28 protein-coding genes are annotated in these 26,586 nt (G+C 70.1%); 9 read left to right on the top strand and 19 right to left on the bottom strand.

Annotated features, from left to right (window positions below; all coding sequences use genetic code 11):
• Positions 1-329 precede the first annotated feature (329 nt).
• Both adh and MPE_RS03010 read left to right on the top strand, forming a co-directional pair.
• Positions 330-1,850, top strand: coding sequence for an aldehyde dehydrogenase (adh, locus tag MPE_RS03015; RefSeq protein WP_011828199.1), 1,521 nt, complete (start codon positions 330-332; stop codon positions 1,848-1,850).
• A gap of 72 nt (positions 1,851-1,922) precedes the next feature.
• A complete protein-coding gene (locus MPE_RS03010; protein WP_011828198.1) occupies positions 1,923-2,306 on the top strand; it encodes a DUF779 domain-containing protein in 384 nt (127 codons plus the stop codon).
• Here the strand turns inward: MPE_RS03010 and MPE_RS03005 are convergent.
• Positions 2,297-3,085, bottom strand: coding sequence for an enoyl-CoA hydratase (locus MPE_RS03005; RefSeq protein ID WP_011828197.1), 789 nt, complete (start codon positions 3,083-3,085; stop codon positions 2,297-2,299). The two genes, MPE_RS03010 and MPE_RS03005, sit on opposite strands and share 10 nt — an antisense overlap.
• Positions 3,086-3,237: 152 nt before the next feature.
• Between MPE_RS03005 and MPE_RS22615 the strand changes: the two genes are divergently transcribed.
• Positions 3,238-3,726: a hypothetical protein gene (locus tag MPE_RS22615; RefSeq protein ID WP_011828196.1), complete on the top strand. Its 489-nt coding sequence runs from the start codon at positions 3,238-3,240 to the stop codon at positions 3,724-3,726.
• Between the two features lie 4 nt (positions 3,727-3,730).
• Here MPE_RS22615 and MPE_RS02995 read toward each other — a convergent pair whose 3' ends face one another.
• From MPE_RS02995 to MPE_RS02970, 5 genes are all read right to left on the bottom strand, one after another.
• The gene (locus tag MPE_RS02995) at positions 3,731-4,891 is read right to left on the bottom strand and encodes a DUF3108 domain-containing protein (protein WP_148210878.1); all 1,161 of its coding nucleotides are present in this window, start codon (positions 4,889-4,891) and stop codon (positions 3,731-3,733) included.
• Between the two features lie 10 nt (positions 4,892-4,901).
• Positions 4,902-6,617 carry a M61 family metallopeptidase gene (locus MPE_RS02985; protein ID WP_011828194.1) on the bottom strand — a complete coding sequence of 572 codons (1,716 nt, stop codon included), beginning with the start codon at positions 6,615-6,617 and terminating at the stop codon, positions 4,902-4,904.
• Positions 6,618-6,657: 40 nt separating this feature from the next.
• Entirely contained in the window at positions 6,658-7,119 is a 462-nt protein-coding gene (locus MPE_RS02980; RefSeq protein ID WP_011828193.1) for a DUF3429 domain-containing protein, read from the bottom strand.
• Positions 7,120-7,192: 73 nt separating this feature from the next.
• On the bottom strand, positions 7,193-7,933 hold the full coding sequence (locus MPE_RS02975) for a DsbC family protein (RefSeq protein WP_011828192.1): 741 nt from the start codon (positions 7,931-7,933) through the stop codon (positions 7,193-7,195).
• Between the two features lie 33 nt (positions 7,934-7,966).
• Positions 7,967-9,085 (bottom strand): FAD-dependent monooxygenase, encoded by a 1,119-nt coding sequence (locus MPE_RS02970; RefSeq protein ID WP_011828191.1) that lies wholly within the window; start codon positions 9,083-9,085, stop codon positions 7,967-7,969.
• A 96-nt stretch (positions 9,086-9,181) separates the two neighbouring features.
• Here MPE_RS02970 and MPE_RS02965 point away from each other — a divergent pair, with 96 nt between their 5' ends.
• Complete coding sequence (locus MPE_RS02965) at positions 9,182-11,662, top strand: AsmA family protein (protein WP_011828190.1); 2,481 nt, start codon at positions 9,182-9,184, stop codon at positions 11,660-11,662.
• A gap of 4 nt (positions 11,663-11,666) precedes the next feature.
• Positions 11,667-12,518, top strand: coding sequence for an MOSC domain-containing protein (locus MPE_RS02960; protein ID WP_011828189.1), 852 nt, complete (start codon positions 11,667-11,669; stop codon positions 12,516-12,518).
• A gap of 90 nt (positions 12,519-12,608) precedes the next feature.
• Here MPE_RS02960 and MPE_RS02955 read toward each other — a convergent pair whose 3' ends face one another.
• The 6 genes from MPE_RS02955 to MPE_RS02930 all read right to left on the bottom strand — a co-directional run bounded on the left by MPE_RS02955 (position 12,609) and on the right by MPE_RS02930 (position 19,155).
• Positions 12,609-13,508 carry a pirin family protein gene (locus MPE_RS02955; protein ID WP_011828188.1) on the bottom strand — a complete coding sequence of 300 codons (900 nt, stop codon included), beginning with the start codon at positions 13,506-13,508 and terminating at the stop codon, positions 12,609-12,611.
• A gap of 145 nt (positions 13,509-13,653) precedes the next feature.
• Positions 13,654-14,178 carry a chemotaxis protein CheW gene (locus tag MPE_RS02950; protein WP_011828187.1) on the bottom strand — a complete coding sequence of 175 codons (525 nt, stop codon included), beginning with the start codon at positions 14,176-14,178 and terminating at the stop codon, positions 13,654-13,656.
• 118 nt (positions 14,179-14,296) lie between these two features.
• Positions 14,297-16,051, bottom strand: coding sequence for a methyl-accepting chemotaxis protein (locus tag MPE_RS02945; protein WP_011828186.1), 1,755 nt, complete (start codon positions 16,049-16,051; stop codon positions 14,297-14,299).
• A 50-nt stretch (positions 16,052-16,101) separates the two neighbouring features.
• A complete protein-coding gene (locus tag MPE_RS02940) occupies positions 16,102-18,261 on the bottom strand; it encodes a chemotaxis protein CheA (protein WP_011828185.1) in 2,160 nt (719 codons plus the stop codon).
• A gap of 31 nt (positions 18,262-18,292) precedes the next feature.
• Positions 18,293-18,655: a response regulator gene (locus MPE_RS02935; protein ID WP_011828184.1), complete on the bottom strand. Its 363-nt coding sequence runs from the start codon at positions 18,653-18,655 to the stop codon at positions 18,293-18,295.
• 68 nt (positions 18,656-18,723) lie between these two features.
• Complete coding sequence (locus MPE_RS02930) at positions 18,724-19,155, bottom strand: hypothetical protein (RefSeq protein ID WP_011828183.1); 432 nt, start codon at positions 19,153-19,155, stop codon at positions 18,724-18,726.
• Positions 19,156-19,328: 173 nt separating this feature from the next.
• On the opposite strand from MPE_RS02930, the gene MPE_RS02925 reads away from it, so the two are divergent.
• From MPE_RS02925 to MPE_RS02910, 4 genes are all read left to right on the top strand, one after another.
• Positions 19,329-20,513: a hybrid sensor histidine kinase/response regulator gene (locus MPE_RS02925; RefSeq protein ID WP_011828182.1), complete on the top strand. Its 1,185-nt coding sequence runs from the start codon at positions 19,329-19,331 to the stop codon at positions 20,511-20,513.
• 85 nt (positions 20,514-20,598) lie between these two features.
• Positions 20,599-21,231 carry a response regulator gene (locus MPE_RS02920; protein ID WP_011828181.1) on the top strand — a complete coding sequence of 211 codons (633 nt, stop codon included), beginning with the start codon at positions 20,599-20,601 and terminating at the stop codon, positions 21,229-21,231.
• A 67-nt stretch (positions 21,232-21,298) separates the two neighbouring features.
• Complete coding sequence (locus MPE_RS02915; protein WP_011828180.1) at positions 21,299-21,550, top strand: DUF1272 domain-containing protein; 252 nt, start codon at positions 21,299-21,301, stop codon at positions 21,548-21,550.
• Positions 21,551-21,556: 6 nt separating this feature from the next.
• Positions 21,557-21,982 (top strand): GFA family protein, encoded by a 426-nt coding sequence (locus MPE_RS02910; protein WP_011828179.1) that lies wholly within the window; start codon positions 21,557-21,559, stop codon positions 21,980-21,982.
• A 10-nt stretch (positions 21,983-21,992) separates the two neighbouring features.
• On the opposite strand, the gene MPE_RS02905 is transcribed toward MPE_RS02910, so the two are convergent.
• The 7 genes from MPE_RS02905 to fliM form a co-directional block, all read right to left on the bottom strand.
• The gene (locus MPE_RS02905) at positions 21,993-22,619 is read right to left on the bottom strand and encodes a M48 family metalloprotease (RefSeq protein WP_011828178.1); all 627 of its coding nucleotides are present in this window, start codon (positions 22,617-22,619) and stop codon (positions 21,993-21,995) included.
• A 116-nt stretch (positions 22,620-22,735) separates the two neighbouring features.
• Positions 22,736-23,506 carry a flagellar biosynthetic protein FliR gene (gene fliR, locus MPE_RS02900; RefSeq protein ID WP_011828177.1) on the bottom strand — a complete coding sequence of 257 codons (771 nt, stop codon included), beginning with the start codon at positions 23,504-23,506 and terminating at the stop codon, positions 22,736-22,738.
• Positions 23,507-23,548: 42 nt separating this feature from the next.
• On the bottom strand, positions 23,549-23,818 hold the full coding sequence (fliQ, locus tag MPE_RS02895; protein ID WP_011828176.1) for a flagellar biosynthesis protein FliQ: 270 nt from the start codon (positions 23,816-23,818) through the stop codon (positions 23,549-23,551).
• A gap of 9 nt (positions 23,819-23,827) precedes the next feature.
• Entirely contained in the window at positions 23,828-24,568 is a 741-nt protein-coding gene (fliP, locus tag MPE_RS02890) for a flagellar type III secretion system pore protein FliP (RefSeq protein ID WP_041929853.1), read from the bottom strand.
• Between the two features lie 130 nt (positions 24,569-24,698).
• The gene (locus MPE_RS02885; RefSeq protein ID WP_011828174.1) at positions 24,699-25,043 is read right to left on the bottom strand and encodes a FliO/MopB family protein; all 345 of its coding nucleotides are present in this window, start codon (positions 25,041-25,043) and stop codon (positions 24,699-24,701) included.
• A 28-nt stretch (positions 25,044-25,071) separates the two neighbouring features.
• Complete coding sequence (gene fliN, locus MPE_RS02880; RefSeq protein WP_011828173.1) at positions 25,072-25,500, bottom strand: flagellar motor switch protein FliN; 429 nt, start codon at positions 25,498-25,500, stop codon at positions 25,072-25,074.
• Positions 25,493-26,494, bottom strand: coding sequence for a flagellar motor switch protein FliM (fliM, locus tag MPE_RS02875; protein WP_011828172.1), 1,002 nt, complete (start codon positions 26,492-26,494; stop codon positions 25,493-25,495). The genes fliN and fliM overlap by 8 nt, the downstream gene beginning before the upstream one ends.
• Positions 26,495-26,586: the final 92 nt, after the last annotated feature.

Here is a 26,586-nt window from a genome sequence, read left to right as displayed (position 1 = left end):
CACGGCGTCGCATCGATGCAGGGCGCCGATGCCCGCATCGATGCGGATCTTCGTCGCCTCATCCTATGCAGTTGATCGCATAGGTTGATTTCCTGCGCGCCTGCTCCGCTGTTGCTCCACCAGGTAGCAAGTGACGCCGCCGCGACCCTGGATGGCGCAGCCGGTAGCAATCCTTCTTCGCGATTACTGCAATGGATCGGTCGTTGCGCGGCCCCGTGTGCCGCGTGGCACGAACCCTGCCCTGTCAGACCCCAAGGCAACCGGCACGCGGCCCCTGCAGTCGCAAACGACGGATTACCCGCTCATCCCACTTTCTTTGGAGACACCCCATGCGCTACGCCCCTCCCGGCTCCTCCGATTCCAAGGTCGCCTTCAAGGCCCAGTACGACAACTTCATCGGCGGCAAGTTCGTGGCCCCCGTGAAGGGACAGTATTTCGACGTGATCACGCCGATCACCGGCAAGACCTACACCCGCGCCGCCCGTTCGGGCCCGGAGGACATCGAGCTGGCGCTCGACGCCGCCCACGCCGCCGCCGACAAGTGGGGCCGCACCTCGGCCGCCGAGCGCGCCAACGTGCTGCTGAAGATCGCCGACCGCATCGACGCCAACGTGGAACTGCTGGCCTACGCGGAATCGGTGGACAACGGCAAGCCGATGCGCGAAACGCTCAACGCCGACATCCCGCTGAGCGCCGACCACTTCCGCTACTTCGCCGGCTGCGTGCGCGCGCAGGAAGGCGGCGTCAGCGAGATCGACGAAACCACGGTGGCCTACCACTTCCACGAGCCGCTCGGCGTCGTCGGCCAGATCATTCCCTGGAACTTCCCGATCCTGATGGCCGCCTGGAAGCTGGCGCCGGCCCTGGGCGCCGGTAACTGCGTGGTGCTGAAGCCGGCCGAGTCGACCCCGGTGAGCATCCTGGTGCTGGCCGAGCTGATCGCCGACCTGCTGCCGCCGGGCGTGCTGAACATCGTCAACGGCCTCGGTCGTGAAGCCGGCATGCCGCTGGCCACCAGCAAGCGCATCGCCAAGATCGCCTTCACCGGCTCCACCTCCACCGGCCGCGTGATCGCGCAGGCCGCCGCCAACAGCCTGATCCCGGCCACGCTGGAGCTGGGCGGCAAGTCGCCGAACGTGTTCTTCGCCGACGTGATGGACAAGGACGACGCCTTCCTCGACAAGGCGATCGAGGGCCTGGTGCTGTTCGCGTTCAACCAGGGCGAGGTCTGCACCTGCCCGTCGCGCGCGCTGATCCACGAGTCGATCTACGACAAGTTCATGGAGCGCGCCCTCAAGCGCGTGGCCGCGATCAAGCAGGGCAGCCCGCTCGACACCGACACGATGATCGGCGCGCAGGCCTCGAAGGAACAGCTGACCAAGATCCTGTCCTACCTCGACCTGGGCAAGCAGGAAGGCGCGCAGGTGCTGATCGGCGGCCAGCAGGCCCAGATGAGCGGCGACCTCGACGGCGGCTACTACGTGCAGCCCACCATCTTCAAGGGCCACAACAAGATGCGCATCTTCCAGGAGGAGATCTTCGGCCCGGTGCTGGCCGTGACCACCTTCAAGGACGAGGCGGAAGCCCTCGCCATCGCCAACGACACGCTGTACGGCCTGGGCGCCGGCGTGTGGAGCCGCAACGGCAACGTGGCCTACCGTATGGGCCGCGCCATCAAGGCCGGTCGCGTGTGGACCAACTGCTACCACGCCTACCCCGCGCACGCCGCCTTCGGCGGCTACAAGGAGTCGGGCATCGGCCGCGAGAACCACAAGGTCATGCTCGACCACTACCAGCAGACCAAGAACCTGCTGGTCAGCTACAGCGAGAACAAGCTCGGCTTCTTCTGATCGCGAAGCCGGCGCTGCGCCTGCAAACCAGAGGGGGTGGGCATCCACCCCCTTTTTCCATGGGTGATCCACATGGTCGACAAAGTCATTGCCACACCCGCGACGGTCGAGCTCATCGAGCTGCTCAAGCGGAAACATGGCGAACTCATGTTCCACCAGTCGGGCGGATGCTGCGACAACAGCGCCGCCAACTGCTACCTGCCGGGCGAACTCACCATCGGTGCCGGTGACGTGTACCTCGGCGACATCGGCGGCTGCCCGTTCTACATCAGCAAGTCGCAGTACGAGTACTGGCGGCACACCCAGCTGATCATCGACGTGATCGACGGCCACGGCGGCGGCACCTTCTCGCTCGAGGGGCCGGAAGGCAAGGCCTTCCACACCCGGTCGAGGCTGTTCACCGACGAGGAGTTCGCGCAGATCCTGGAGGACGAGCGCGCTGCCGCTCAGCGGTGACGGAACACCGGCTTGCGCTTGTTCGCGAAGGCGTCCATGCCTTCCTTCTGGTCCTCGGTGCCGAACAGCGACTGGAACATGCGCCGCTCGAACCACACGCCGTCCGACAGCGGCGACTCGTAGGCGCGGTTCACGCACTCCTTGGCCACCAGGATGGCCGGCAACCCCATCGCGCCGATCGCGTCCGCCGCCTCCTGGGCCTCGGCCAGCAGGCGATCGGCCGGCACCACGCGTGACACCAGGCCGGCGCGCTCGGCCTCGGCCGCATCCATCATGCGTGCCGTCAGCACCAGGTCCATCGCCTTGGCCTTGCCGACCGCCCGCGGCAGCCGCTGCGTGCCGCCAGCGCCGGGGATGATGCCGAGCTTGATCTCCGGCTGACCGAAGCGCGCCGTGTCCGCGGCGATGATCAGGTCGCACATCATGGCCAGCTCGCAGCCACCGCCCAGCGCGTAGCCGGCCACTGCCGCGATCACCGGCTTGCGCACGCTGCGCACCGCCTCCCAGTTGCGGGTGATGAAGTCGCCCTTGTAGGCGTCCATGTAGGTCTGCGACGCCATGCCGCCGATGTCGGCGCCGGCGGCGAAGGCCTTCTCGCTGCCGGTGATCACCACGCAGCCGATCGAGGCGTCGGCATCGTAGACCCGCAGCGCGTCGCCCAGTTCGTCCATCAGCGCATCGTTGAGCGCATTCAGCGCCTTGGGCCGGTTCAGAGTGATCCACCCGGTCTTCAGCGCGGCGCTGCCGCGCACTTCGGTCAGCAGATGCTGGTAGTCCATGTCAGGGCGTCCTTTCGCAGTAGGTGACACTGTAACGGGCAGCGGCGTGCTGTCCTTCGCACCTGCTGCTGCGCAGCCGACCGGGTGACGCAGCCGGGGACATCAGCTTGCGCTAGTCTTACAAACTTGCGAAGTTTTCTTCGTCGGAACGCATGAGCACCATCTACCGCAAGACGGAACAAGGTCGCAACGAGATTGCCACCCGCGCACTGCGGCTGGTGCCGCGCCTGCGTCAGGCACTGATCCTCGTCGACGGCAAGCGCTCGGACGAAGAACTCAGGAAGCTGATCGCCCCACCCGCCGACGACACGCTGCAGGCGCTGCTCGAGCAGGGTCATATCGAGGTGATCGCCGTCACGGCGGTGCATGTGGTGCTACCGGCCGAAGCCGCCCCGGCGACGCCGCTGGTCAATGCCGTGGTGCTGACACTCCAGGAGACGCGGCAACGGGCCGTGCGCTGGATGAGCGCGCACCTCGGCCCCTACGCCGATTCGACGAACATCCGTGTCGAGAAGGCCAAGACGCCCGAGGCGATGCAGGCCGCGCTCGCGCTGGCCGTCACCGTCGTCCGCCAGCAGCTCGGCGAGGCGAAGGCGGCCGAGTTCGAGCAGCACGTCGGCCTCGCCCGCACCGGCAGCTGAACGGTCAGCGCAGCGCCGATCCGCCCAAGGGCTCGTCGGCGGCCTGCAGGGGCAGGCGCTCGATCATCAGGTCGATGAATTCATCGGTCCCGCGACGGATCACGATGCGCACCGGCAGGTACTGCAGGCTGGGCGCGAACCAGGCCTCGATGCTGAGCGAACTGGCGTCGCCTTCCCGCTGCGGCCGCAGATGCCAGGCCGGCACCGGACCGAACGGGGTGGCCAGGACCTCCTCGCCGATCACGTCGTACACCCAGCGGTCCACGCGCCGCGGCAGCGCCAGGGGCATCTCGATGCGTCCGCCGGGCTGCAGGCGCTCGGCGCCGGTGGTGAACAGGTAGGTCAGCTGCACGAACTGGCTCGCGGTGTCCTGCAGCGCCGGCAGACCGGGATGGCGCTGGCCGTTGGCGAGCGTCACGCCGTCGGCGTCGAAGTGCAGGCTGGCCGTTCGCGTGCGGCCGAAGGCCACCTGGGTCCGCTCGTCGTAGCGGCGCGGCTCCAGGCCCTGCGGGGTGATCTCGCCGTCGCTCGTCATGCGCCGCTGCATCAGGGGGGCGAAGCCCGGCCCGACGACCACGTCCAGGTGCACCTGGTAGCGGTCGCCGTCGCGCAGCCACTCGACCTGCGCGGTGCCGAGCACCTCGCCGCGCACGTAGCCGGTGAGTGTGTAGCTCAGGCGGGTCGACGCCGGCCAGGCGAAGGAGGGTGGGCCCGGCAGCGGACCGGTGGGCGCACTCGCGGCCGTTTCGGACACGGCCGCCGCCGCTGCGTCATCGGCCTGTGCCGGCGCCGGCATCGACTCGGCCACAGCGGCGTCCGGCGCCGACGCGGGCGCGGGCGCGCTGTCGGCGATCGGGTCGACGGGATCGACCGGCCCGGGTTGTGGCGCCGACGCCGGTACCGGTGTCGCCTCCGGCGCGGCCGGGGCCGCACGTCGCGCCGGTGCGGCCGGGGCCGGGGCAACGGCCGGAGGTGCTGCCGGCTGCAGCTCGCGTACGAAGGCGGCCTGCATCCGGGGCGGGCTGTCCGCAGCGGCCGCGCCCTCACCGAGCAGCCCGCCGATGCGATCGGCCAGCCACAGGTGCAGCAGCAGGCTGAGGCCGGCCAGCAGCGCAAAGACGCCGCGCCGCACCGGCCGGCGCGCAGGCTGCGAGCTGGTGCTCACGGCCGGACGGTCAGGCGCCGCCGAGCCAGGCGTGGCGGCGCGCACGGTCTCCGGCGTCGGCCTGCGCTGCCGCGACCAGCGTCACCGCGCCGCCGGCCTGCGCCGCCGGCAGCGTCAGAGCCAGCAGACGCTGGTCGCGTGCCGCCAGCAGCGGCATCGGGCGCTCGCAGGCCTGCAGGGCACTCAGGTCGTCGATGCGCTTGAGGCGCCAGCCGTCGAGTGCCACCAGCTCGTCGCCGGCCGCCAGCCCGGCGCGCTCGGCCGCGCCGCCGCGCAGGACCGACTGCAGTTTCAGCAGGCCGCCGCTGTCGCTGAGCCGCGCGCCGAGCCGCTGCGCCAGCACGGGCAGCTCTTCGCTCCAGGCCACGCCGAACTTCGCCAGCAGCGGCTGCAGCGGCAGTTCGCCGGTGCCGTGCACCCAGGCGGTCAATTCGCTCGCCAGAGAGCGGCCACCGACCTCGGCCAGCACCGCGGCGATGTCGGTCTCGGTGATCGGCCCACCGCCGCTGCGCACCCACAGGCCGCGCATCACGTCGTCGAGCGTGCCGGCGCCCTCGCTGCGCAGCGTCAGGTCGAGCGCCAGCGCGACCAGCGAGCCCTTGGTGTAGTAGCTGACCGTGGCGTTGACGGTGTTCTCGTCGGGCCGGTAGTACTTGACCCAGGCGTCGAAGCTGGCCTCGGCCACGCTCTGCACCGTGCGCCCCGGCGTGCCGCGCACGTTGTTGACGGTCTTGGCCAGCAGCTTGAGGTAGCGTGCCTCGTCGATCAGGCCGGTACGCCGCAGCACCAAGTCGTCGTAGTAGGACGTGAAGCCCTCGAAGAACCACAGCAGCTCGGTGTAGTTCTCGCGCGTGTAGTCGTAGCGCTCGAAGTCGCGCGGCCGCATCCGCTTGACGTTCCAGGTGTGGAAGTACTCGTGGCTGATCAGGCCCAGCAACGTCACGTAGCCATCGCCCGCCGACTTCATGCCGCTGCGCGGCAGGTCGCGGCGGTTGGCGATCAGCGCGGTGCTGGCGCGGTGCTCCAGGCCGCCGTAGCCGTCGTCCACCGCATTGAGCAGGAAGACGTAGCGCTTGAACGGCGGCTTCTTGCCGCCGTGCCAGAAGGCGATCTGCGCCTCGCAGATGCGCCGGGTGTCGGCCAGCAGGCGCTCGCCGTCGAAGCTGGGCAGCGCTCCAGCCACGATGAACTCGTGCGGCACCCCCGCCGCCTTGAAGCTGCCGCGCCAGAAGCGGCCCAGCTCCACCGGGTGGTCGACCAGTTCGTCGTAGTCGGCCGCCTCGTGGTCGGCACCGGCGAGCGGCAGCGCTGTCGCGACCTGCCAGCCCCTGGGCAGCCCGGCGATCCGCAGCCGGTGCGGCTCGTGCTCGCGGCCGTGCACGTGCAGGAACACGCCGGTGCCGTTGAAGAAGCCGCGCCGGGCATCGAGGTAGGCCGCGCGCACCGAGGTGTCGAAGGCGTAGACCACGTAGCTCACCACCAGCGCGCCACGGCCGCGGCAGTGCGCTACCCAGCCGGCCTTGTCGCTCTGGATCAGGGGCACGCTGCGATCGCCCTGGCGCGCCTCGAGCTGGGACAGGTGGCGGGCGAACTCCCGCACCAGGTAGCTGCCGGGAATCCACACCGGCAGGCTCAGCGCCTGCTCTTCGGCCGGCTGCGCAATGGTGAGGGTGACGCGGAACTGGTGGGCCAGGGCGTCGGCCACCTCGAGGCGGTAACGGATCATCGAGAACTCGGTTCCGGAAGGCAATGGGAGGCGGCGGGCATCAGCTGCCGGCCGCGGCGATGAAGCAGCTGAGGCTGGCGACCGCGCTGAGCCGGAAGCGCAGCACCAGCCAGGCTCCCAGGCCGTGCGCCGGGTAGATGCGGCGATCGACGAGGTAGCAGATCACCAGCAGCGCACCGAGCAGGGCGAGCCCGGCGTACGGCGGCATCACCACGGCGATCCAGGCCAGCAGCATCGGCAGCACGGCCCAGGCGAACCGGCTCGGCGACGGCACCCGCTGCCGCAGGCCCAGGCCCCAGTGCACGCCCCCGAGGAAGGACACGATCAGCGCCGCGTACTTGGCCAGCGCATCGGTCACGTAGGGGTGCGCATCGGGCCGCACCAGCCAGGTCAGCAGCGCGCCGAGCACGAAGGGAATCAGGCCGGCATAGCCGAGGCGCAGCGCCAACGGGTGCGGAGGCAGGTTGACGTCGGCGGAAGAGGCGGATCCCACGGGGGCCATCGAGGAAGTTCGGAGCGCGGGCGGATTGTCGCCGCAGCCGCGCACGCGTGCGGCGGCACGCCGCTCGCCCGGCTCAGGACTTGCCGACGCTGGCGAGCTGCTTCTCGAGTTGCGGCGCCGTCAGCATGCCCGGCACGCGGGTGCCGTCCTCGAACACGATGGCCGGCGTGCCGTTGACCCGGTGCTTGCGGCTCAGCTCGACGTTGCGCTCCACCGGCGACGCACAGGCGCCCAGCAGCTTGGGCGGCTGCACGCCGTCGACCATCCAGGCGCGCCACGCCACCGAGGCGTCCTTGGCGCACCAGATCGCGTTCGCCTTGTCCGGCGAATCGCCGCCCAGGATGGGCAGCAGGAAGGTGTAGACCGTCAGGTCCTTGACGTTCGAGAGCTCCTTCTCGAAGCGCTTGCAGTAGCCGCAGTTCGGGTCGGCGAAGACGGCAATCTTGCGTGCGCCGGTGCCGGTCTTCCAGACCACCGCGTCCTTCAGCGGCAACGAGGCGAAGTCGATCGCGGTGAGCTTGGCGACACGCTCCTCGGTCAGGTTGCGCTTGGTCTTCAGGTCGAGGATCTCGCCGCGGATCAGGTAGGCGCCCTCGGCGTCGGTGTAGAAGACGTCGTTGCCGATGCGCACCTCGAACAGGCCGGCGATCGGGGCCTTGTTGACCTCGTCGATCTTCGCGCTGCTGTTCAGGCGCTCGCCGAGCGCCTTGCGGATCGCCGCCTCCTGCGGCACCTGGGCCACGGCCGTCAACGCAAGGGTGGTGGCGATGGCTGCGACCGTTGCCGCCGCCAGCGCGGCTGTCTTGAACTTCATGGTGATCCTCGGTGCGCGCGGGAGGGAGGGGCGTCAGCCCCGCAACGCGCGGTCGGTGAGCCAGCGCTTGAGCACCGGCAGGTGATTCACGAGAGTCAGGCCGCGGTTGCGGAGTTCCTTCACCGGGGTACTCTCGTGGGCAAAAAGTTGCAGCAGGCCGTCGGTCACGCGGCCCATCGCCCAGGTGGGAGCGGCGCGGCGGCGGGCGTAGCGCGCCAGCAGCCGTTCGTCGCCCAGCGAGCGCCAGGCCTCGTGCTGCTGGCGCTCGGCGATCACCGCGCACAGCGTGTCGACATCGGCCAGCCCCAGGTTCAGTCCCTGGCCGGCCAGCGGGTGCACCACGTGGGCGGCGTCGCCCAGCAGCACCCAGCCGGGCCCGTGCCAGCGCGTCGCACGCGCCAGTCGCAGCGGCCAGGCCGCGCGGGCGCCGCGAAGCGCCAGCCGGCCGGCCTGGCCATGGCTGGCCTCGTTCAGTGCGCGCTCGAAGGCGCCGTCGTCCAGCGCCAGCAGTTCGGCCGCGCGCGCGTCCGGCAGCGACCAGACCAGGCCGTAGCCGCCCGCCTCGCCCGGCAGGTCGAAGGGCAGCAGCGCCAGCACGTCGGGTGCGCGGAACCATTGCCGGGCGATGCCCTGGTGCGGCCGGTCGCTGGCCAGCCGCGCGGCGATCGCGCGCTGGCCATAGTCGTGGCGTTCGACCTCGATGCCGAGCGCCTCGCGCTCACGCGAATCCTTGCCCTCGCACAGCGCGACCAGCGCCGCCGGCGGGGCCTCGTCGAGCAGCGCGACGTGCGGCGAGAAGCGCAGTGCGGTCGCCAGTTCGCGCTCCAGCGCGGCGGCATCGACGATCCATGCCAGCTCGCCGACGCACTGCTGCCACGCGCTGAAGGCCAGCGTGCCGCCGGCGTCGCCGGCCACCTGCATGTCGAGCACGCGGGTCGCGGCCGACGGCGTGGCCGCACGCAGCGCCTCCCAGACCCGCAACTGCTGCAGCAAGGCCACCGATCGGGCGCCGAGCGCGTAGGTGCGCACATCGGGGCCCTCGGGCGCCGGGGCACCGGACAGTGCCACGCGCAGCCCGAGGCGAGCGAGCGACAAGGCCAGCGCCTTCCCCACCGCGCCGCGGCCCCGCACGCTCACGTCGAAATGCTTCATTGCGATTCACATTGTAGGGAGCCCCTCGTTGCAACAGGGCCGGCGGCACAATGCCCCGACCGCCACTGCACGGGGCCTTCTGCCCTGGCCCATGCCATGCCCGTCTGGCTCCGTCGTTCGCTGATCGCCCTGGCCGTGCTGCTGGGCCTGGCCGTGGCCGCCGCGGCCTACCTCGTCGCAAGCTTCGACCCCAATCGCTACAAGGGCTTGCTGATCGACTGGATGCGCGAGCACAAGGCCCGCACGCTGGCGATCGACGGACCGATCGGGCTGTCGGTCTTTCCCCGCCTCGAGGTGACGCTGCGCGACGTGAAGCTCAGCGAGCACCGGCGCCCCGACGAGTTCGCTGCGCTGCAGGAAGCCACGCTCGCGGTGCAGGTGATGCCGCTGCTGAAGCAGCGGCTGGCGGTCGATCGCGTGTCGGCGCGCGGCGTGCGCGTGAACTACCGCCGCGACGCCGATGGCCGCCGCAACATCGACGACCTGCTGAGCCCCGCCACCGACGCGAAGGACGCCCCCGCCGCCAACGCCTCCTCCCAGGCGCTGGCATTCGATATCAGCGCGATCGAATTCAAGGACCTGCAGGCGACGGTGAAGGACGTGCCACTGGGTCTCGACGGCCGCTTCGTCGTCAAGGAGCTCCGTACCGGCCGCCTGGCCGACGGCGCCGAGTCACCGATCCGCTTCGTCGGCCAGGCCGCGCTGGCACAACCGAAGCTGAACGCCGACGTCGAGCTCACCGGGCAGCTGAAGCTGAGCCTGCCGGCCGGCGCGCCCGCCAGCGTGGCGCTGCGCGACCTGGCGCTGTCGCTGCGCGGCGACGGCTTCGACGTGAAGCAGCTCGATGCCCGCCTTGCCGGCACGCTGGCCTACGACGGCCCGAGCGGTGCGCTGCAGGCCGACAAGCTTCGGCTCACGCTGTCGGGCGAACGCCTGGGGGTGGCGCTGAAGGACAGCACGGTGGCGCTCGACGCGCTGCGCCTGGATCCGCCGAAACGCGCACTGCGGCTCGACGCGCTCGACGTCAAGCTGACCGGCCAACGCGGCGAGGACAGCGTGGCCGCCCAGCTCGCCTGGCCGAAACTCGAGGTCACGGGCGATACGCTGAACGGCAGCGCATTGAAGGGCAGCGCCTCGCTGCAGGGCGGCCCGGCGGTCGGCAAGCTGCAGATGGACTTCGAATCACAGGCGCCGAGCGGCCGCTTCGAACGCATCCGCGTGCCGGGGCTGCGGCTTGCCGTCCAGGGCAGCGGCGCCGGCCGCAGCGTGAACGGCGAGGTGCGCAGCGACCTCACGCTGGCACCGCAGCCGCTGGCCGCCGCGCTCGATGCGCTGCAGTTGAAGCTCGCCTTCACCGACCCGGCACTGCCGCCGGTGAACCTGGCGCTGCAGGGCCAGGCCCAGGCCGGCGCCCAGGACGCGAGCTGGCGCTTCGACGGCGCGATCAACGACCAGAAGTTCACCGCCGGCGGCCGCGCCGACCTGTCGAAGCCGGTGCCCTACGTCGATGCCCAGGCCCGCTTCGCGGCGCTGGACCTGACCCGCTTCGTCGCGCCATCGACCGGCCCGAAGCCCCCGCCGGCCGGCGCCAAGCCCGGCGCGGACTCGCCGGTCGATCTGGGCGGATTGAAGGCACTCGACGGCCGCTTCAGTTTCCGCGCCGGCACGCTGGTCTACCCGCCCTACAGCGTTGCCGATGCGGCGCTGGAGGCCACGCTGGCCGGCGGCGTGCTGCGCGTCAGCGACCTGAGCGGGCGCGCCTGGGGCGGGCGCTTCGCGGCCCAGGCCAGCGCGCAGGCGGCCGCTGACCCGGCGGCGCAGCGCATCGGCCTGAAGCTCGACGCGACCGACGTCGACATCGCCGCGTTGCTGACCGACGTGGCGCAGTTCAGGAAGCTCGAGGGCAAGGGCCGCGTGACGGCCGACGTCACGACGCAGGGCGCCAGCGTGCAGCGCCTCAAGCAGGCGCTCGACGGCAAGGCCGCGTTCCAGCTGCGCGACGGCGCGGTGCGCGGCATCAACCTCGCGAAGACGCTGCGGCAGTGGCGCTCGGCGGTCACGCTGAACAAGGACGCCGTACAGGCCTCGAGCGCCGAGGAAAAGACCGACTTCTCGGAGATCTCCGCCAGCTTCGACATCGCCGACGGCGTGGCGCGCAGCAAGGATCTGTCGGGCAAGAGCCCGTTCCTGCGCGTGGGCGGCGAAGGGCTGGTGGATATCGGCCGCGGCCGCGTCGACTACCTCGCCAAGGCGACCGTCACCGGCACCGCCGAGGGCCAGGGCGGCGCCGATCTCGCGTTGCTGAAGGGCGTGACTGTGCCCGTGCAGTTGGTCGGGCCTTTCGAGGCGGTCGACTACAAGGTGCAATGGTCGGCGGTGAGCGCCGACCTGTTGAGCGGCGCGGCCCGCGGCGCGCTGGGCGACCGGGCCAAGGGCGCACTGGGTGGCCTGCTGGGCGGCAGCGCCGCGCCGTCGGCCGCAGCCAGCGGCGCCTCGGCGCCCTCGGTGAAGGAACAGGCCCGCGACAAGGCGAAGGAGAAGGCGAAGGACGAGCTGAAGAAGCTGTTCGGACGCTGATGCGATGAGCGATATCGACGTGACGATTGCCGGCCTGCACGTGCACCCGGTCAAGTCCTGCGCAGGCGTGAGCCTGCCGGAAGTGCTGCTGATCGAGACCGGCTTCGAGTTCGACCGCGCCTGGATGGTGGTCGACGCCGACGGCGAGTTCCTCAGCCAGCGCGAGCTGCCGCGCATGGCGCTGGTGGCCACCGAGCTGCGCCACAGCGAGCTGGTGCTGCGCGCACCCGGCATGCTGGCGCTGCATCTGGCGCTCGACACCGCGGAGGCCGCAACCCGCGTGCGCGTGTGGGACGACGAGGTCGCCGCCTACGACATGGGCGACCTGGCCGCGCAGTGGTTCAGCGACTTCCTGCGCCAGCCGCTGCGGCTGGTGCGCTTCGACCCCGAGCAGAAGCGCCTGTCGAACCGCGCCTGGACCGGCACGATCGAGGCCGAGAACGCCTTCAGCGACGGCTATCCGATCCTGGTGATCTCCGAGGCCTCGCTCGCCGGCCTGAACGAGCGGCTGGCGGCGAAGGACCTGCCGCCGGTGACGATGCAGCGCTTCCGGCCCAACCTGGTGCTGACGGGCCTGGACGCGCACGGCGAGGACCACCTCGACGAGATCGCCTTCGACACGCCCGAGGGCCCGGTGCGCCTGAAGCTGGTGAAGCCCTGCCCGCGCTGCCCGATCCCGAACGTCGACCCGGCCACCGGCGTCCCGGGCACCGAGCCCGGCGACACGCTGGCCGGCTACCGCGCCGACGAGCGCGTGGGCGGCGCGATCAGCTTCGGCATGAACGCGGTGATCGTCGAAGGCCTGGAGTGCGTGCTGCGCGTCGGGCAGGTCGGCGGCGCGAGCATCCGGTTCTGACCACCCCCCAAGGGCTGGTCTGCGCCCAGCCCGCCCCCCGCGGGGGTCAAGGAAACCTGGGGCGGCCCGGCGTTTCCTTGAGAGCGCGGCTCAGGCCGGCCGTCGCGCCGGCAGCGGGATGCGCTCGGTCTCGCCCGGCACGCGGCCCATGCGGTCGGCTTCCCAGTCGTCGGCGGCCTGGGCGATGCGCTCCTTGCGCGAGGACACGAAGTTCCACCAGATGTGCCGCGGCCCGAGCGGCGCGCCGCCGATCAGCGCCACCCGCGCGGCAGCGCCGTCGGCCGAGCGCAGCGTCACCGTGGACGCGTCGGCCGGCAGCACCGCCAACGTGAACGGCTCGATGCGCGCGACGTTGCCGTCGATCACCAGCTCGTAGGGCGCGTCGATGCCGTAGAGCGCGCGCTCCGTGGCCTCGGCGGGCGTCGGCAGCGCCAGCGCCGCACCCGGCGCCAGCGCGTAATCGACATAGAGCGTCAGCGACAGCGTGCCGACCGGCGAGGCCAGGCCATGCGCGCGGCCGATCAGCAGCCGCAGCGTGGCGCCGCCGTCCTGAAGCTGCGGCAGCCGCGCGGCCGGCGTGTGCTCGAAGCGCGGCGCGGTTTCCTCGTGCTCGGCCGGCAGCGCGGCCCACAGCTGCAGGCCGTGGCTGCGCCGCGCGACGCCGCGCAGGTCCTCGGGCGTGCGCTCCGAGTGCACGATGCCCTGGCCGGCAGTCATCCAGTTGATCGCCCCGGGCTCGATGCGCTGCGAGACGCCGGTCGAGTCGCGATGCTGCATCGCGCCCTCGAACAGGTAGGTCACCGTCGCCAGGCCGATGTGCGGATGCGGCCGCACGTCGTGGTCGTCGGCGGGGCCGGCGGTGATCGGGCCGAAGTGGTCGAAGAACACGAAGGGGCCGACGGCCTGCCGGGCGGCCGACGGCAGCAGGCGGCGCACCGTGAAGCCGCCGCCGAGGTCCTTGCTGTGAGGGGTCAGGAGTTGCAGGGGCATGCCGGGCGTCCGGGAGTCGCGTTGCGGCGAGTGTCGCGCGTTTCACGCGGGTCCGCGCTGCGCCTCCGGTCGGCCCCATGAGCAACGGCGCCCCTCGGGGCGCCGTCGGCGGGGAGCGCGGCGGAGCCGCCGCGCGTGGCCGGACTCAGCCCACCGCGTCGATCACGCCGAGCTCGGCGCTCGTCATCAGCGATTCGATGTCCATCAGGATCAGCATGCGTTCGGCCACGGTGGCGATGCCGATCAGGTGGCTGGTGTCGACGACCGCGCCCATCGACGGTGCCGGCTTGATGGCGTCGTGCGGCAGGTCCAGCACGTCGCTCACCGAGTCGACCACGGCGCCGATGACGCGGCCCTTGACAGCCAGCACGATCACCGCCGTGATGGGCGTGATCTGAGCATCGCAGCCGAACTTCACGCGCAGATCGACCACCGGCACGATCACGCCGCGCAGGTTGATCACGCCCTTGAGGAAGCTCGGGGCGTTGGCGATGCGGGTCGGCGGCTCGTAGCTGCGGATCTCCTGCACCTTCAGGATGTCGATGCCGTACTCCTCGGTGCCGAGGCGGAAGCTGAGGTACTCACGGCCCGGCTGGGCGCCAGCGCCGGCGCGGTTGCCCTGGCGCTGGGCTTCGTGGCGGGCCACTTGGGTGGCGTCGATCATGTCCATGGTGGATCCTCTCGGTGCGGTGTCGGAGCGCCGCGGACGCGGCGCTGCGCGGGATGTCAGAGTGGTTTACGGCAGTTGCGGCGCGGACTGAAGGCCTGCGTGCGCATCCGGACCCGGATCAGAAGGTTTCCCAGTCGTCGCCCGGCGTGGCGGTCGCCGCGGCAGCCGCCACGACCGGGGCCGGCCCGGCGGCGGCCACGGCATCGCGCAGCACCGGCGGCGCCTTGGCGGCGCGCTGGGGTGCCGGCGCGGCCTGCACCGGTGCGCGCGGCGCGCTGGGCGCGGGCAGGCTCGGCGTGGCAGCGGCCGGCCGCGACACCGTGGCATGCGCATCGACGCGGAACACCGAGACCGAAGCGGCCAGACGGATCGCCTGGTCCTTCAGGCTCTCGGCGGCGGCGGCGCTCTCCTCCACCAGCGCGGCGTTCTGCTGCGTCATCTGGTCGAGGTTGGTCACCGCGGTGTTGACCTGGCCGATGCCGTCCGACTGCTCGGCGGCGGCGGCCGTGATCTCGCAGATGATGTCGGACACACGCTGCACCGAACCCACGATCTCGCTCATCGTGCGGCCGGCATCGGCCACCAGCTTGCTGCCCGACTCGACCCGCTCGACGCTCGCGCCGATCAGGTCCTTGATCTCCTTGGCGGCCTGGGCGCTTCGCTGCGCCAGGTTGCGCACCTCGCCGGCCACCACCGCGAAGCCGCGGCCCTGCTCGCCGGCACGGGCGGCTTCCACCGCCGCGTTGAGCGCCAGGATGTTGGTCTGGAAGGCGATGCCGTCGATCACGCCGATGATGTCGGCGATCTTCTTGCTGCTCGCGTTGATGTCGTCCATCGTCGACACGACCTGCGACACCACCTGGCCGCCCTTGGCCGCCGTGGCCTGGGCCGACGACGCGAGCTGGTTGGCGGTGCGGGCGGACTCGGCGGTCTGCTTGACCGTGCCGGTGAGCTGCTCCATCGAGCTCGCGGTTTCCTGCAGGTTGCTCGCGGTCTGTTCGGTGCGGGCGCTGAGGTCCTGGTTGCCGGTCGCGATCTCGCTGCTGGCGGTGGTGATGCTGTCGGTGCTCAGGCGCACCGCACTCACCATGTCGCGCAGCGAGGTCTGCATCTTGCCCAGGCTGCGCTGCAGGTCGGCCACCTCGTCGCGGCCCGTGGCCTCGATGGGCTGCGACAGGTCGCCGGCGGCGATCGCCTGCGTGCTGGCCGCAGCGCGGCGCAGCGGCGCCGTCACCGACCGGGTCAGGACCCAGGCGCTCAGGCTGCCGAGGACGATGGACACACCGGCCAGCACCAGCAGCATCAGCTTGCTGCGCTGCACGTCGGCCTTCACCGCAGCGGCGCTCTGCACGGCCAGCTCGCGCTCAAAGTTGCTGAAGTCCTCGATGGCCGCCAGGTAGACCTTGGAGGCCGGCAGCAGGCTCTTCTCCAGGAGCAGCTCGACCGCCGTGACGTCGCCGGCCTTCAGCAGTGCCAGCGCCGCTTCGCGCTGGTCGATGTAGGCCTTGCGCTTGCCGGAGATGTCGGCGAACAGTGCCTTGCTGCGCTCATGGCTCAGCTCGGCCTCCAGTTCCTTCTGCACGCGCGTGATCTGCTCGCTGGTGTCCTTCATCTGCGGCGTGAGGAACGCGCTCATCTGCGGCAGGCCGCCCGACTTCACGATCGCGATGGTGCGGCTGACGTTGAGCGTGGTCAGGTTCTTCCATTCGTCGGCCCGCGCCACGCGATGCTCCACGTCGAGCGCGCTGTCGAAGCCCCGCTCGGTCATCACGAGTCGCGAGAACGAGAGCATGACGATCAGCACCAGCAACAACAGCACGGTGCCGAAGCCTGCCCCGAGTCGGGCGCCGATCTTCAGTTGGTCGAGTTTCATCTTGGAGTCTTTCCGGGAGAGCGGGAATCGGTTCGGGCGGAGACGGCCCCTCAGTGGCGCGAGCGCCGCACCAGCGATCCCACGTCGAGGATGAGGGCGACGCGGCCGTCACCCATGATGGTGGCGCCGGAGATGTCGTCGACCTTGCGGTAGTTGGCCTCGAGGTTCTTCACCACGACCTGCTGCTGGCCGATCAGCTCGTCCACCAGCAGCGCGATGCGGCCGCCCTCGGCCTCGATCACGACCATGATCTCGCTGGCGTGCTCGTCGTTCGAGCGCGGCACATGGAACAGCTGCTCGAGCTCGAGCACCGGCATGTATTCCTCGCGCACCTCGACCACGCGGCCGCTGCCGCCGACGGTCTTGATGACGTTCTCGCCGACCTGGAAGCTCTCGACCACGCTGGACAGTGGCAGGATGTAGACCTCGTCGCCGACACCCACGCTCATGCCGTCCATGATGGCCAGCGTGAGCGGCAGGCGCACCGCGACGCGCATGCCGTAGCCTTCGGCCGAGTCGATCTCGACGGTACCGCCGAGCGAAGCGATGTTCTTCTTGACCACGTCCATGCCGACACCGCGGCCGGACACATCGGTCACCACCTCGGCGGTGGAGAAGCCGGGCTCGAAGATCAGCGCCCAGACCTCGCCGTCGCTCAGCGAGTCGGGGGCATGCAGGCCGCGCTCGCGCGCCTTCTTCAGCAGCTTCTCGCGCGACAGGCCCTTGCCGTCGTCGCGCACCTCGATGACGATGCTGCCGCCCTGGTGGGACGCCGCCAGCGTGATCGTGCCGACCTCGGGCTTGCCCTTGGCGCGACGTTCCTCCGGCATCTCGATGCCGTGGTCGCAGGAGTTGCGCACCAGGTGGGTCAGGGGGTCGGTGATCTTCTCGACCAGGCTCTTGTCCAGCTCGGTCGCTTCGCCCTGCGTCACCAGCTCGACCTGCTTGCCGAGCTTGCTGGCCAGGTCGCGCAGCATGCGCGGGAAGCGGCTGAACACCGTCTGCATCGGGATCATGCGGATCGACATCACCGCTTCCTGCAGGTCGCGGGTGTTGCGGTCCAGCGCCGTCAGGCCCGAGACCATGCTCTGGTAGAGCACCGGATCGAGGTGGGTGCTGTTCTGCGCCAGCATGGCCTGGGTGATGACGAGTTCGCCCATCAGGTTGATCAGCTGGTCGACCTTCTCGACCGACACGCGGATCGACGATGCCTCCAGCGTGGCGGCCGGGGCCTTGCCCTCGGCCTTGCCGGCCGCCTTCGGAGCGCCTGCAGCCACCGCCGGTGCTGCGGCCTCGGTGGGCGGCTGGGCGGAGGCGCCAGGCGCACCGGGCGCGTTGTCGAAGAAGCCGAAGCCCGGGTCTTCCTCGGTCATCGGCGATCCGGGTGCGTTGGGATAGAAGCCGTAACCCGGCGCGACGCGCTCGCCGCTCCAGGGGCGCAGCTGCACCTCCTCGCGCGCCACGTGGAAGCCGAACAGGTCGAGCAGGTCGGCGTCGCTGCTGGGCGTGGTGACGCGGAAGCGCCGCAAGCCGTCCTGCGGCATGCCGCCGTCGATCGGATCGATGGTGCCGAGGCCCTCGATCTCCTTGAAGAGTTCGACGATGCTGTCGGCCAGTTCGGGCTTCTGCAGCGGCCCGAGCGTCAGCTCGAGGATGCGGTCGCCGTTCATCGTGACCGGCACGTCGTCCGCCGCCTCAGCGGAGGCCGGCGCCGGTGCCGGCGCCGCCACGACGGCGGCCGGCGCGGCGGCCGCGACCGGCGCGGCCTTGGCAGCCGGCGCCGGGGCCTGCCCCCCCACGAAGGCGCGGATGCTGGTCAGCAGCTCCGAGGTGTCGAGCACATCGCCGCCCGCACCCTGGTGGCGCGCCAGCTGCGAGCGCAGCGCATCGCCCGACTGCAGCAGCACGTCGACCATCGCCGCGGTCGGCTGCAGCTCGTGGCGGCGCAGTTTGTCGAGCAGCGTCTCCATCTGGTGCGTCAGCTCGGCCACGTCGGCGAAGCCGAAGGTCGCCGCGCCGCCCTTGATGGAGTGGGCGCAGCGGAAGATGGCGTTGAGTTCCTCGTCGTCGGCCGCGGCCACGTCGATCGCGAGCAGCTGCTGCTCCATGCGATCGAGGTTCTCGCCGGCTTCCTCGAAGAAGACCTGGTAGAACTGGCTCAGGTCGATGCCGGCGCCCTGGTTGGCACTGGCCGTGTTCGTGTCGCCCATGTCGATTCCTCGTGTCTCGTCTTGACGGGGCTCAGCGAATGACCTTCTTGATCACCTCGAGCAGCTTGGCCGGATCGAAGGGCTTGACCATCCATCCGGTCGCACCGGCGGCCCGGCCGGCCTGCTTCATCTGGTCGCTGGACTCGGTGGTCAGGATCAGGATAGGCGTGGCCTTGAAGCTCGGGTGCTCGCGCAGCTTCTTGGTCAGGCCGATGCCGTCGAGCTGGGGCATGTTCTGGTCGGTGAGCACCAGGTCGAACTGGCGCTGCGCGGCCTTGTCGTACGCGTCCTGGCCGTCGACGGCCTCGGTGACGTCGTAGCCTGCGCTCTTGAGGGTGAAGGACACCATCTGCCGCATCGATGCGGAATCGTCCACGGCCAGGATTGAATGCATTGCGCTCTCCGGATTTCTCGGTGACTTATCGGTTGCTGGAGGAACTACTTGAGTGCGGCGACACCGCGCTAGAACAGCTCGACGGTGCCGGCGTCCATTTCGTCCTGCGTCACGGGATTCGGACGCAGCGGCGGGGGGGCGATCACCGCCTCGCCGTCGCCGTCGGCGCCGAACGCGTCGCGCGCCAGCTGGTCGGCGCAGTTGCGCAGGCGCTGGTGGGTGTGGGCGATCAGTTGCGAGGCCATGTCCTGGAACTGCAGGGCCGTGACGGCTTCGCCGAGCAGGCGGCGCACGTCGCGCACGGTGCCGGCGTCGATCGCGTCGCCACCGTCCAGCTGGCCGACGGCGCCGTGGAAGCGCTGCATCAGCGCATCGCAGGTGTCGGCGAGCAGGCGCTGCAGGCGGTCGAGATCGTTGCTGGCCATCATCAGATGGTCCTGCAGGTCCGCAGCCAGCAGCAGCGGCAACGCCGGTTCGGCGGAGATCTGGGCTTGTGGCATCGTTGTCTTCGCAAGTGGGCGCAGCGCGAACGCTGCGGGCGTGCGCCCGTCCTCACGCGCCCGGGGCGCGCTGCCTCCGGTCGGGTGCGGCTTGGCACAATTCTTCGCCAGCCCTCCGTTCCGCGGTGTCAAGATCACGGGGCCAAACGACCGCCAGTTCGACCCTTCCACCCATGCCGGCACCCGACCTGTCCCCTTTGCCCCCCGCCCTGTCCACCGTGCCGCTGCGGCTGCGGGTGCTGCACCTGGAGGATTCGGAACTCGATCACGAATTGATGCTGGCCCACCTGCGGCGTGGCGGCATCGATCCCGACGCGCTGCGCGTCGAATCCGAGGCCGGGTACCGGGCTGCGCTGGCCGAACCCTGGGACGTGGTGGTCAGCGACTACAACCTGCCGGGCTTCTCGGGCCTGCGCGCCCTGGAGATCCTGCGCGACAGCCGGCTGCTGCTGCCCTTCATCCTGGTCTCGGGCGAGATCGGCGAGCAGGTGGCGGTGCAGGCCATGCTGACCGGCGCCAACGACTACCTGCTGAAGGAAAACCTGGCGCGGCTGGTGCCGGCCCTGCTGCACGCGATCGAAGGCACCGAGGCGCTGCGTGCCAAGCAGGAAGCCGACCTGGCCCTGGGCCAGAGCGAGCAGCGCCTGCGCGAACTGGCCCAGCACCTGCAAGCGAACATCGAGGCCGAACGCACGGCGATCGCTCGCGAGATCCACGACGACGTGGGCGGCTCGCTGACCGCGCTGAAGTTCGACCTGGCGTGGATCGAGCGGCACGCCCGCGACCCGGCGGTGGCGCAGCGCGCGCAGGGCGCACTGGAGACCGTGACGTTGGCGATCGAGTCGAGCCAGCGCATCATGCACAACCTGCGCCCGGCCATCCTGGAACAAGGCCTGATCGCGGCGCTGCAGTGGATGACCCAGCGCTTCGAGAAGCGCAATGGCGTGGTGACGGTGTTCCGCACCAGCCGCGACGAGTTGCCGCCGCTGCCGGCGGGCGTCCCGCTGGCTGCCTACCGCACTGCGCAGGAGGCCCTGACCAACATCAGCAAGCACGCCTACGCCACCCGCGTGGAAGTCGATCTCACGGTCGCCGGCCGCGTGCTGTCGCTCGAGGTCAGCGACAACGGCCGCGGCCTGATCCAGGAGGACCTCGCCAAGGCCCGCTCCTTCGGCATCCGCGGACTGCGTGAACGCGCGGCACAGGTCGGCGGCTGGGTCGACCTCTCCAGCGGACCGGGCGGCACCACCATCATCCTGTCGGTGCCGCTCGAGGCCGGCGGGGATACCGGGCCCGGCGAGTTCGACGGCCTGCAGGACGACCCGGACGACCCGACCTCCTGGGACATGCTGCGGTGAAGGCGGCCGCTGCGACGGGCTGGCCCGACGGGCCGTGACCGCGGTAGAGTGGAAGCATGCAGTCATCCTCCCTCGCAGCGCCGTCATGACCGTCCGCGTCATCCTCTGCGACGACCACGCACTGATCCGGCGCGGCATCCGCGACACGCTGTCGGATGCGCCCGACATCGAGGTCGTGGGCGAGGCGGGCGACTACGGCGAGCTGCGCAGCCTGCTGCGCGACACCGACTGCGACGTGCTGGTGCTCGACATCAACCTGCCGGGTCGCAGCGGCCTCGACGTGCTGCACGTGCTGAAGGAGGAAGGCTCGGCGCTGCGCGTGCTGGTGGTGTCGATGTACCCCGAGGACCAGTATGCGATCCGCGCGCTGCGCGCCGGCGCCTACGGCTACGTCAACAAGGGCAGCGACACCCAGCTCATCGTCGAGGCGGTGCGGATGGTGGCCAAGGGCCGCAAGTACATCACGCCCGAGATCGCGCAGATGCTGGCCGAGAGCCTGAGCCAGCCGGCCACCGAGATCGCCCACGAGAAGCTGTCGGACCGCGAGCTGCAGACGCTGGTGCTGATCGCGTCGGGCAAGCGGCTGTCGGACATCGCCGCCGAACTGACGCTGAGCCCGAAGACCGTCAGCGTCTACCGCGCCCGCGTGCTGGAGAAGCTGGCCCTGACCAACAACTCCGAGCTCACGGTCTACGCCATCCGAAACGGCCTGGTATGAGGCTCGGCCGCGACCGAGCCTGACCCCCGTCTCCATTCATCTTGTGCAACGCCCCGGGAGAGCCGCGATGCTGAGCCTGCGCCCCAACTGCGAATGCTGCAATGCCGATCTGCCGCCCGAAGCGGCCGACGCGCGGATCTGCAGCTTCGAATGCACGTTCTGCGCCGACTGCGCCGACACCCGGCTGCAGGGCCGCTGCCCCAACTGCGGTGGCGAGTTGTTGGCCCGCCCTCGCCGGCCGGCCGCGGCGCTGGCGCGCCACCCGGCCTCGACCGAACGGGTGTTCAAGCCCGCGGGCTGCGCGCCGTCCGGCGCCTGAACGCCGATGCAGGCCGAAGCCAGCATGCGCCTGAGCGGCGGTTGCCTGTGCGGCGCGGTGCGCTACGAACTCGACCGGGCGCCCGGGCCGATCGTGCTCTGCCATTGCGGCCAGTGCCGCAAGGCGCAGGGCTCGGCTTTCGCCACGGTGGCCCCGGTGGCCGTGGAAGCTTTCCGGCTGGTGCGCGGGGTCGATCGGCTGCGCGGCTTTCAGTCCTCGCCGGGCAAGTGGCGCAGCTTCTGCGGCGATTGCGGCTCGCCGATCCACAGCCGCCGCGACGACCGGCCCGCGGTGCTGCGGCTGCGCGTGGGCAGCCTCGACGATCCCTTCGACCAGCGGCCCGCCGCGCACATCCACGTGGCGTCGAAGGCGGCGTGGTGGACGATCGACGACGCGCTGCCGCAATACCCGGGCATCGAACCGGGCCGCTGACCGTCCGGCCCTACTGCAGGGTACGCAGGTGCACCACGCGCTGCTGGGTGCCCGGGTGGGTGGCGGTGGCCTTGATCATCGGCAGGTGCTGGAACAGGACCAGCGGCGTGTCCTCGGGCTCGCCCAGATGCCGGATCAGCCGCATCGCGAAGGCATCGGCCTCGTATTCGTGCTCGTGCGACAGCTGCGAGGCCTCACGGCCCAGCACGCCGGCGATGGCGTCGGTGTGCGCCTGCACCACCTCCCCGGGGATGTGTCGCTTGTAGAGTTGTCCGAGCTGAGCCCAGTGGCGATGCATCACGTGGCCGAGCTCGTGGGCCAGCACGAAGCTGCGCTCGCTCTCGCTCATGTCGGCGAGCGACACGTTCGCGGCGACCACGCGCCCCATCAGGCACACCGCGAGCAGCGGCCCCCGCACGACCAGCAAGCGGACGTCACCGGGCGCGTCTGCCGCGTCCAGGACCCGCTGGAAGCTGCGGCGAACCACCTGCACGGCAGGGTCGGCGTCGTCGACCTGGGCCTCGGTCAGCGCGTCGAGCTGCATCTGCTGCGAACGCTGCAGCACGGCCAGGATGTCGTCTTCGCACCATGCTGGTGCCGCAAACGAAGCAAGCAGGGACAACAGGATCGCGCGCATCAGAACCTCCGCACGTCAATATCAGGGTTGACCCTAGATTCCATGCAATCGCCGTACCAGATTCGCACAAAACGGGTGAAGTCCGTGCGCTCCTGCCGATCCAGGCCGTCCGGCCGCTACTGGAACTGCGCCAGCATCCGCTCCAGCGCCATCGTGAACGGCTGTTCCATGAAGGGCAGGGTCAGCGTGATGCCGACCAGGCCGACGCCGAGCGTGATCGGGAAGCCGATCGCGAAGATGTTGATCTGCGAGGCCACGCGCGAGATCAGGCCCAGCACGAGGTTCATGAACAGCAGCATCGTGATGATCGGCAGCGCGATCCACAGCCCGAGGCGGAACACCTCCGCGCCCCAGAGCTGCGGTTGCAGGGCCGACAGGAAGGCGAGCGGTGCGGCCTCGGGCGTGGCCACCGGGAAGGCATGGAAGCTCTGGATCACGGCCGCGGTCAGCAGCAGGTGACCGTTCATCACGACGAACAGCCAGGCTGCGCTGGTGCCGAAGAAGCGGCTGACCGCGGTGGATTGCGAGGCGCTGATGGGATCGAAGAAGGCCGCGAAGTTCAGGCCCATCTGCAGACCGATCATCTCGCCGGCGAACTCGATGCCGGCCATGACGATGCGCGCCGAGAAGCCGAGGGCCAGTCCGATCACCAGCTGCTGGATCACCGCCTCGAAGGCCTGTGCGCTGTCGAGCGCGATCACCGGCATCGGCGGCAGCGAGGCCTGGGCCGCGATGGTGATGAAGAAGGCCAGCGCCACCTTCACCCGCACCGGCACGCTGCGCATGCTCAGCACCGGGGCGCTGATGAACAGCGCCAGCACCCGCAGGAAGGGCCAGACCATCGGGCTCAGCCACGCGGTGAGCTGGGCCTCGTCGAAGGTGAACATGGTCGGTTCGTCGGGGGCGGCATCCGCCGGCCGCTGAGGCGGCTAGCCGACGACGGTCGGGATCGCCTGCAGCGTGCGCTGCAGGTACTCGACGATCGTGGTGAGCATCCAGGGCCCGGCGATCGCGAGAACCGCGACCGCGGCGATCAGCTTGGGCACGAAGCTCAGCGTCGATTCGTTGATCTGGGTGGCGGCCTGGAACACGCTGATCAGCAGGCCGACCACCAGGATGGTCAGCAGCATCGGCGCGCTGACCATCAACAGCAGGACCAGGCCCTGCTGGCCGAAGGTGAAGACTTGTTGGGCATCCATGGCGGTCGGTCAGGTGGCGAAGGAGGCGGCGAGCGAGCCGAGCAGCAGGTTCCAGCCGTCGGCCAGCACGAACAGCATCAGCTTGAAGGGCAAGGCCACCAACACCGGGCTGAGCATCATCATGCCCAGGCTCATCAGCACGCTGGCGACGATCATGTCGATGATCAGGAAGGGAATGAAGATCAGGAAGCCGATCTGGAAGGCGCTCTTGAGCTCGCTGGTCACGAAGGCCGGCACCAGCACGCGGAACGGCGCGTCCTCGCCCTTCACCGCCGGGTCGAGCTTGGCGAGCCGGGCGAACAGCATCAGGTCGCTCTGGCGCGTCTGCTTCAGCATGAAGGACCGCATCGGCGCCTCGCCACGGGCCAGCGCCTCGTCGAAGGCGATCTGGTTGGCCGCGAAGGGCTTGTAGGCCTCGCTGTAGACCTTGTCGATGGTCGGCCCCATGACGAACAGCGTCAGGAACAGCGACAGGCCGATCAGCACCTGGTTGGGCGGCACCGACTGCGTGCCCAGCGCCTGTCGCAGCAGGCTCAGCACGATGACGATGCGGGTGAAGCCGGTCATCATCAGCAGCACGGCCGGCAGGAAGCTCAGCGCCGTGAAGAACAGCAGGGTCTGGATCGGCACCGAGTAGCTGGTGCCGCCCGCGCCCTGGCCGACGATCAGCGGCAGGTTCGCGTTGCCGCCCGCCGCCTGCGCTAAAGCCACTGCAGGAAACGCCGACAACACCGAGACGGCGGCGATCAGCGCGGCGCGCCTGTGACGCCACAAGAAGGAAGCGGCACCGATGCCCGCGAGCAGACGCCGCGGATCCGGCTCCGCCGGTCCGCCAGCGTCGCCCCCTCGAGGGAGAGCGGCGCAGTCGCAGCGGAGATGGTCAGTTCCTTGCATCGCGAACCTTCTTCAGCAATGCGGCGAACGGCGCCTCGGGGGCGGCAGCATTCGCGGCCATGTCAGCCTGCGGCGACAAGGTGTGCAACGCGGTGATGGACTGCGGCGTGACGCCCAGCACCAGCCAGCGGCGCTCCTCGCCCTGGCCGACCTCGACGGTCACGATGCGCTGGTGCGGACCGAGCGCCATGCTGCCGACGGTGCGCGTCAGAGCGTTCGCCTGGCTCATCGCTGCGCCGTAGGGCGTGCGCTTGAGCAGCCACAGCGCCAGCGGGATGGCCGCCACGATGACGACGAACCACAACAGGCCGAAGCCCAGGGAACCGGACATGATGTCGCGCGCCTTCCGGAGGGCCGGATCAGCCGCCGCGGCTCAGCCGGCGCATGCGCTCGCTGGGCGTCACGATGTCGGTCAAGCGAATGCCGAACTTGTCGTTCACCACCACCACCTCGCCCTGGGCGATCAGGTAGCCGTTGACCAGCACGTCCATCGGCTCGCCGGCCAGCGCGTCGAGCTCGACCACCGAGCCCTGCGCCAGCTGCAGGATGTGCTTGATCGGGATGCGTGTGCGGCCCAGCTCCACGGTGAGCTGCACCGGGATGTCGAGGATCATGTTGATGTCGTTGCCCGCGCCGCCTCCCGGGGTGGGCGCGAAGTTGGCGAACGACGCCGGCGCCACCTGCTCGGCCGTCGTGACGACCTCGCTGCCGGGCGACTGTTGCTCGAGCGCGGCGGCCCACTCGGCGGCCATCGCGTCCTGTTCGTCGTTCGGTGCGGCATCAGCCATGGTGTTCTCCCAGCCAGGACGGGCCCTGGTTCGTCAGCAGTTGATCGATCTTGATGGCGTACTTGCCGTTGCTCGTGCCGTAGTGGCAGTCGAACACCGGCACGCCGTCCACCTTGGCGTGGACCACCTGGTCCAGGTCGAGCTCGATGAAGTCGCCCGGCTTCAGCGCGAGCAACTGCTCGACCGTGGCCGGCGCCTGCGCCAGCTCGGCCACCAGGTCGACCTCGGCGGCCTGGATCTGCTGCGTCAGCAGCTTGACCCAGCGGCGGTCGGGCTCGTTGGCATCCCCCTGCACGGTGGAGTACAGCGTGTCGCGGATCGGCTCCAGCGTGGCGTACGGAATGCAGAAATGGATGGTGCCGCTGGTGTCGCCGATCTCGACGGTGAATGAGGTGGTCACGACGATCTCGCTCGGCGCGGCGATGGTCGCGAACTGCGGCTGCATCTCCGAACGCTGGTACTCCAGCTCGACCGGGTAGACACCGGCCCAGGCCTTCTTGTACTCGGCCGAGATCACCTCGACCAGGCGCGAGATCACGCGCAGCTCGGTCGGCGAAAAATCACGCCCCTCGATGCGGGTGTGGAACTTGCCGGCCCCGCCGAACAGCGCGTCGATCACCGCGAACACCAGCGTCGGATCGCAGACGATCAGCCCGCTGCCGCGCAGCGGTCGCACCGCCATGATGTTGAAGTTGGTCGGCACCACGATCTCGCGCAGGAAGGCGCTGTACTTCTGCACCTTGATCGTGCCGACCGCCACCTCCGGCGTGCGCCGGATGAAATTGAACAGGCCGATGCGGATGTTGCGGGAGAAGCGCTCGTTGATGATCTCCATCGTGGGCATGCGCCCTCGCACGATGCGCTCCTGGCTCGCCAGGTTGTAGTCGCGCACGCCGCCCTGCTCGACCTCCTCGGTCTCGAGCTTCTGGCTCTCGCCGGTGATGCCCTGCAACAGCGCATCCACCTCGTCCTGCGACAGGATCTGCTGATTCATGGTGCCCCTCGTCCGACGAGGACGTCAGCCGGTCCCCCGAGGGGACGCGGGCCGGCTTGGGAGCGGCCCAGCGCTCGGCCCGCAGGCACGGC

This window comes from Methylibium petroleiphilum PM1 (assembly GCF_000015725.1).
Classification (GTDB): Bacteria; Pseudomonadota; Gammaproteobacteria; order Burkholderiales; family Burkholderiaceae_C; genus Methylibium; species Methylibium petroleiphilum.
The sequence above is the reverse complement of the archived record's forward strand: the minus strand, read 5'-3'. Positions and strand labels throughout refer to the sequence as shown.

Bases quoted from the DNA above. Each gene is read 5' to 3' on its own strand.
- adh (WP_011828199.1), top strand. From the start codon at position 330: ATGCGCTACGCCCCTCCCGGCTCCTCCGATTCCAAGGTCGCCTTCAAG.
- MPE_RS03010 (WP_011828198.1), top strand. From the start codon at position 1,923: ATGGTCGACAAAGTCATTGCCACACCCGCGACGGTCGAGCTCATCGAG.
- MPE_RS03005 (WP_011828197.1), bottom strand. From the start codon at position 3,085: ATGGACTACCAGCATCTGCTGACCGAAGTGCGCGGCAGCGCCGCGCTG.
- MPE_RS22615 (WP_011828196.1), top strand. From the start codon at position 3,238: ATGAGCACCATCTACCGCAAGACGGAACAAGGTCGCAACGAGATTGCC.
- MPE_RS02985 (WP_011828194.1), bottom strand. From the start codon at position 6,617: ATGATCCGTTACCGCCTCGAGGTGGCCGACGCCCTGGCCCACCAGTTC.
- MPE_RS02980 (WP_011828193.1), bottom strand. From the start codon at position 7,119: ATGGCCCCCGTGGGATCCGCCTCTTCCGCCGACGTCAACCTGCCTCCG.
- MPE_RS02975 (WP_011828192.1), bottom strand. From the start codon at position 7,933: ATGAAGTTCAAGACAGCCGCGCTGGCGGCGGCAACGGTCGCAGCCATC.
- MPE_RS02970 (WP_011828191.1), bottom strand. From the start codon at position 9,085: ATGAAGCATTTCGACGTGAGCGTGCGGGGCCGCGGCGCGGTGGGGAAG.
- MPE_RS02965 (WP_011828190.1), top strand. From the start codon at position 9,182: ATGCCCGTCTGGCTCCGTCGTTCGCTGATCGCCCTGGCCGTGCTGCTG.
- MPE_RS02960 (WP_011828189.1), top strand. From the start codon at position 11,667: ATGAGCGATATCGACGTGACGATTGCCGGCCTGCACGTGCACCCGGTC.
- MPE_RS02955 (WP_011828188.1), bottom strand. From the start codon at position 13,508: ATGCCCCTGCAACTCCTGACCCCTCACAGCAAGGACCTCGGCGGCGGC.
- MPE_RS02950 (WP_011828187.1), bottom strand. From the start codon at position 14,178: ATGGACATGATCGACGCCACCCAAGTGGCCCGCCACGAAGCCCAGCGC.
- MPE_RS02945 (WP_011828186.1), bottom strand. From the start codon at position 16,051: ATGAAACTCGACCAACTGAAGATCGGCGCCCGACTCGGGGCAGGCTTC.
- MPE_RS02940 (WP_011828185.1), bottom strand. From the start codon at position 18,261: ATGGGCGACACGAACACGGCCAGTGCCAACCAGGGCGCCGGCATCGAC.
- MPE_RS02935 (WP_011828184.1), bottom strand. From the start codon at position 18,655: ATGCATTCAATCCTGGCCGTGGACGATTCCGCATCGATGCGGCAGATG.
- MPE_RS02930 (WP_011828183.1), bottom strand. From the start codon at position 19,155: ATGCCACAAGCCCAGATCTCCGCCGAACCGGCGTTGCCGCTGCTGCTG.
- MPE_RS02925 (WP_011828182.1), top strand. From the start codon at position 19,329: ATGCCGGCACCCGACCTGTCCCCTTTGCCCCCCGCCCTGTCCACCGTG.
- MPE_RS02920 (WP_011828181.1), top strand. From the start codon at position 20,599: ATGACCGTCCGCGTCATCCTCTGCGACGACCACGCACTGATCCGGCGC.
- MPE_RS02915 (WP_011828180.1), top strand. From the start codon at position 21,299: ATGCTGAGCCTGCGCCCCAACTGCGAATGCTGCAATGCCGATCTGCCG.
- MPE_RS02910 (WP_011828179.1), top strand. From the start codon at position 21,557: ATGCAGGCCGAAGCCAGCATGCGCCTGAGCGGCGGTTGCCTGTGCGGC.
- MPE_RS02905 (WP_011828178.1), bottom strand. From the start codon at position 22,619: ATGCGCGCGATCCTGTTGTCCCTGCTTGCTTCGTTTGCGGCACCAGCA.
- fliR (WP_011828177.1), bottom strand. From the start codon at position 23,506: ATGTTCACCTTCGACGAGGCCCAGCTCACCGCGTGGCTGAGCCCGATG.
- fliQ (WP_011828176.1), bottom strand. From the start codon at position 23,818: ATGGATGCCCAACAAGTCTTCACCTTCGGCCAGCAGGGCCTGGTCCTG.
- MPE_RS02885 (WP_011828174.1), bottom strand. From the start codon at position 25,043: ATGTCCGGTTCCCTGGGCTTCGGCCTGTTGTGGTTCGTCGTCATCGTG.
- fliN (WP_011828173.1), bottom strand. From the start codon at position 25,500: ATGGCTGATGCCGCACCGAACGACGAACAGGACGCGATGGCCGCCGAG.
- fliM (WP_011828172.1), bottom strand. From the start codon at position 26,494: ATGAATCAGCAGATCCTGTCGCAGGACGAGGTGGATGCGCTGTTGCAG.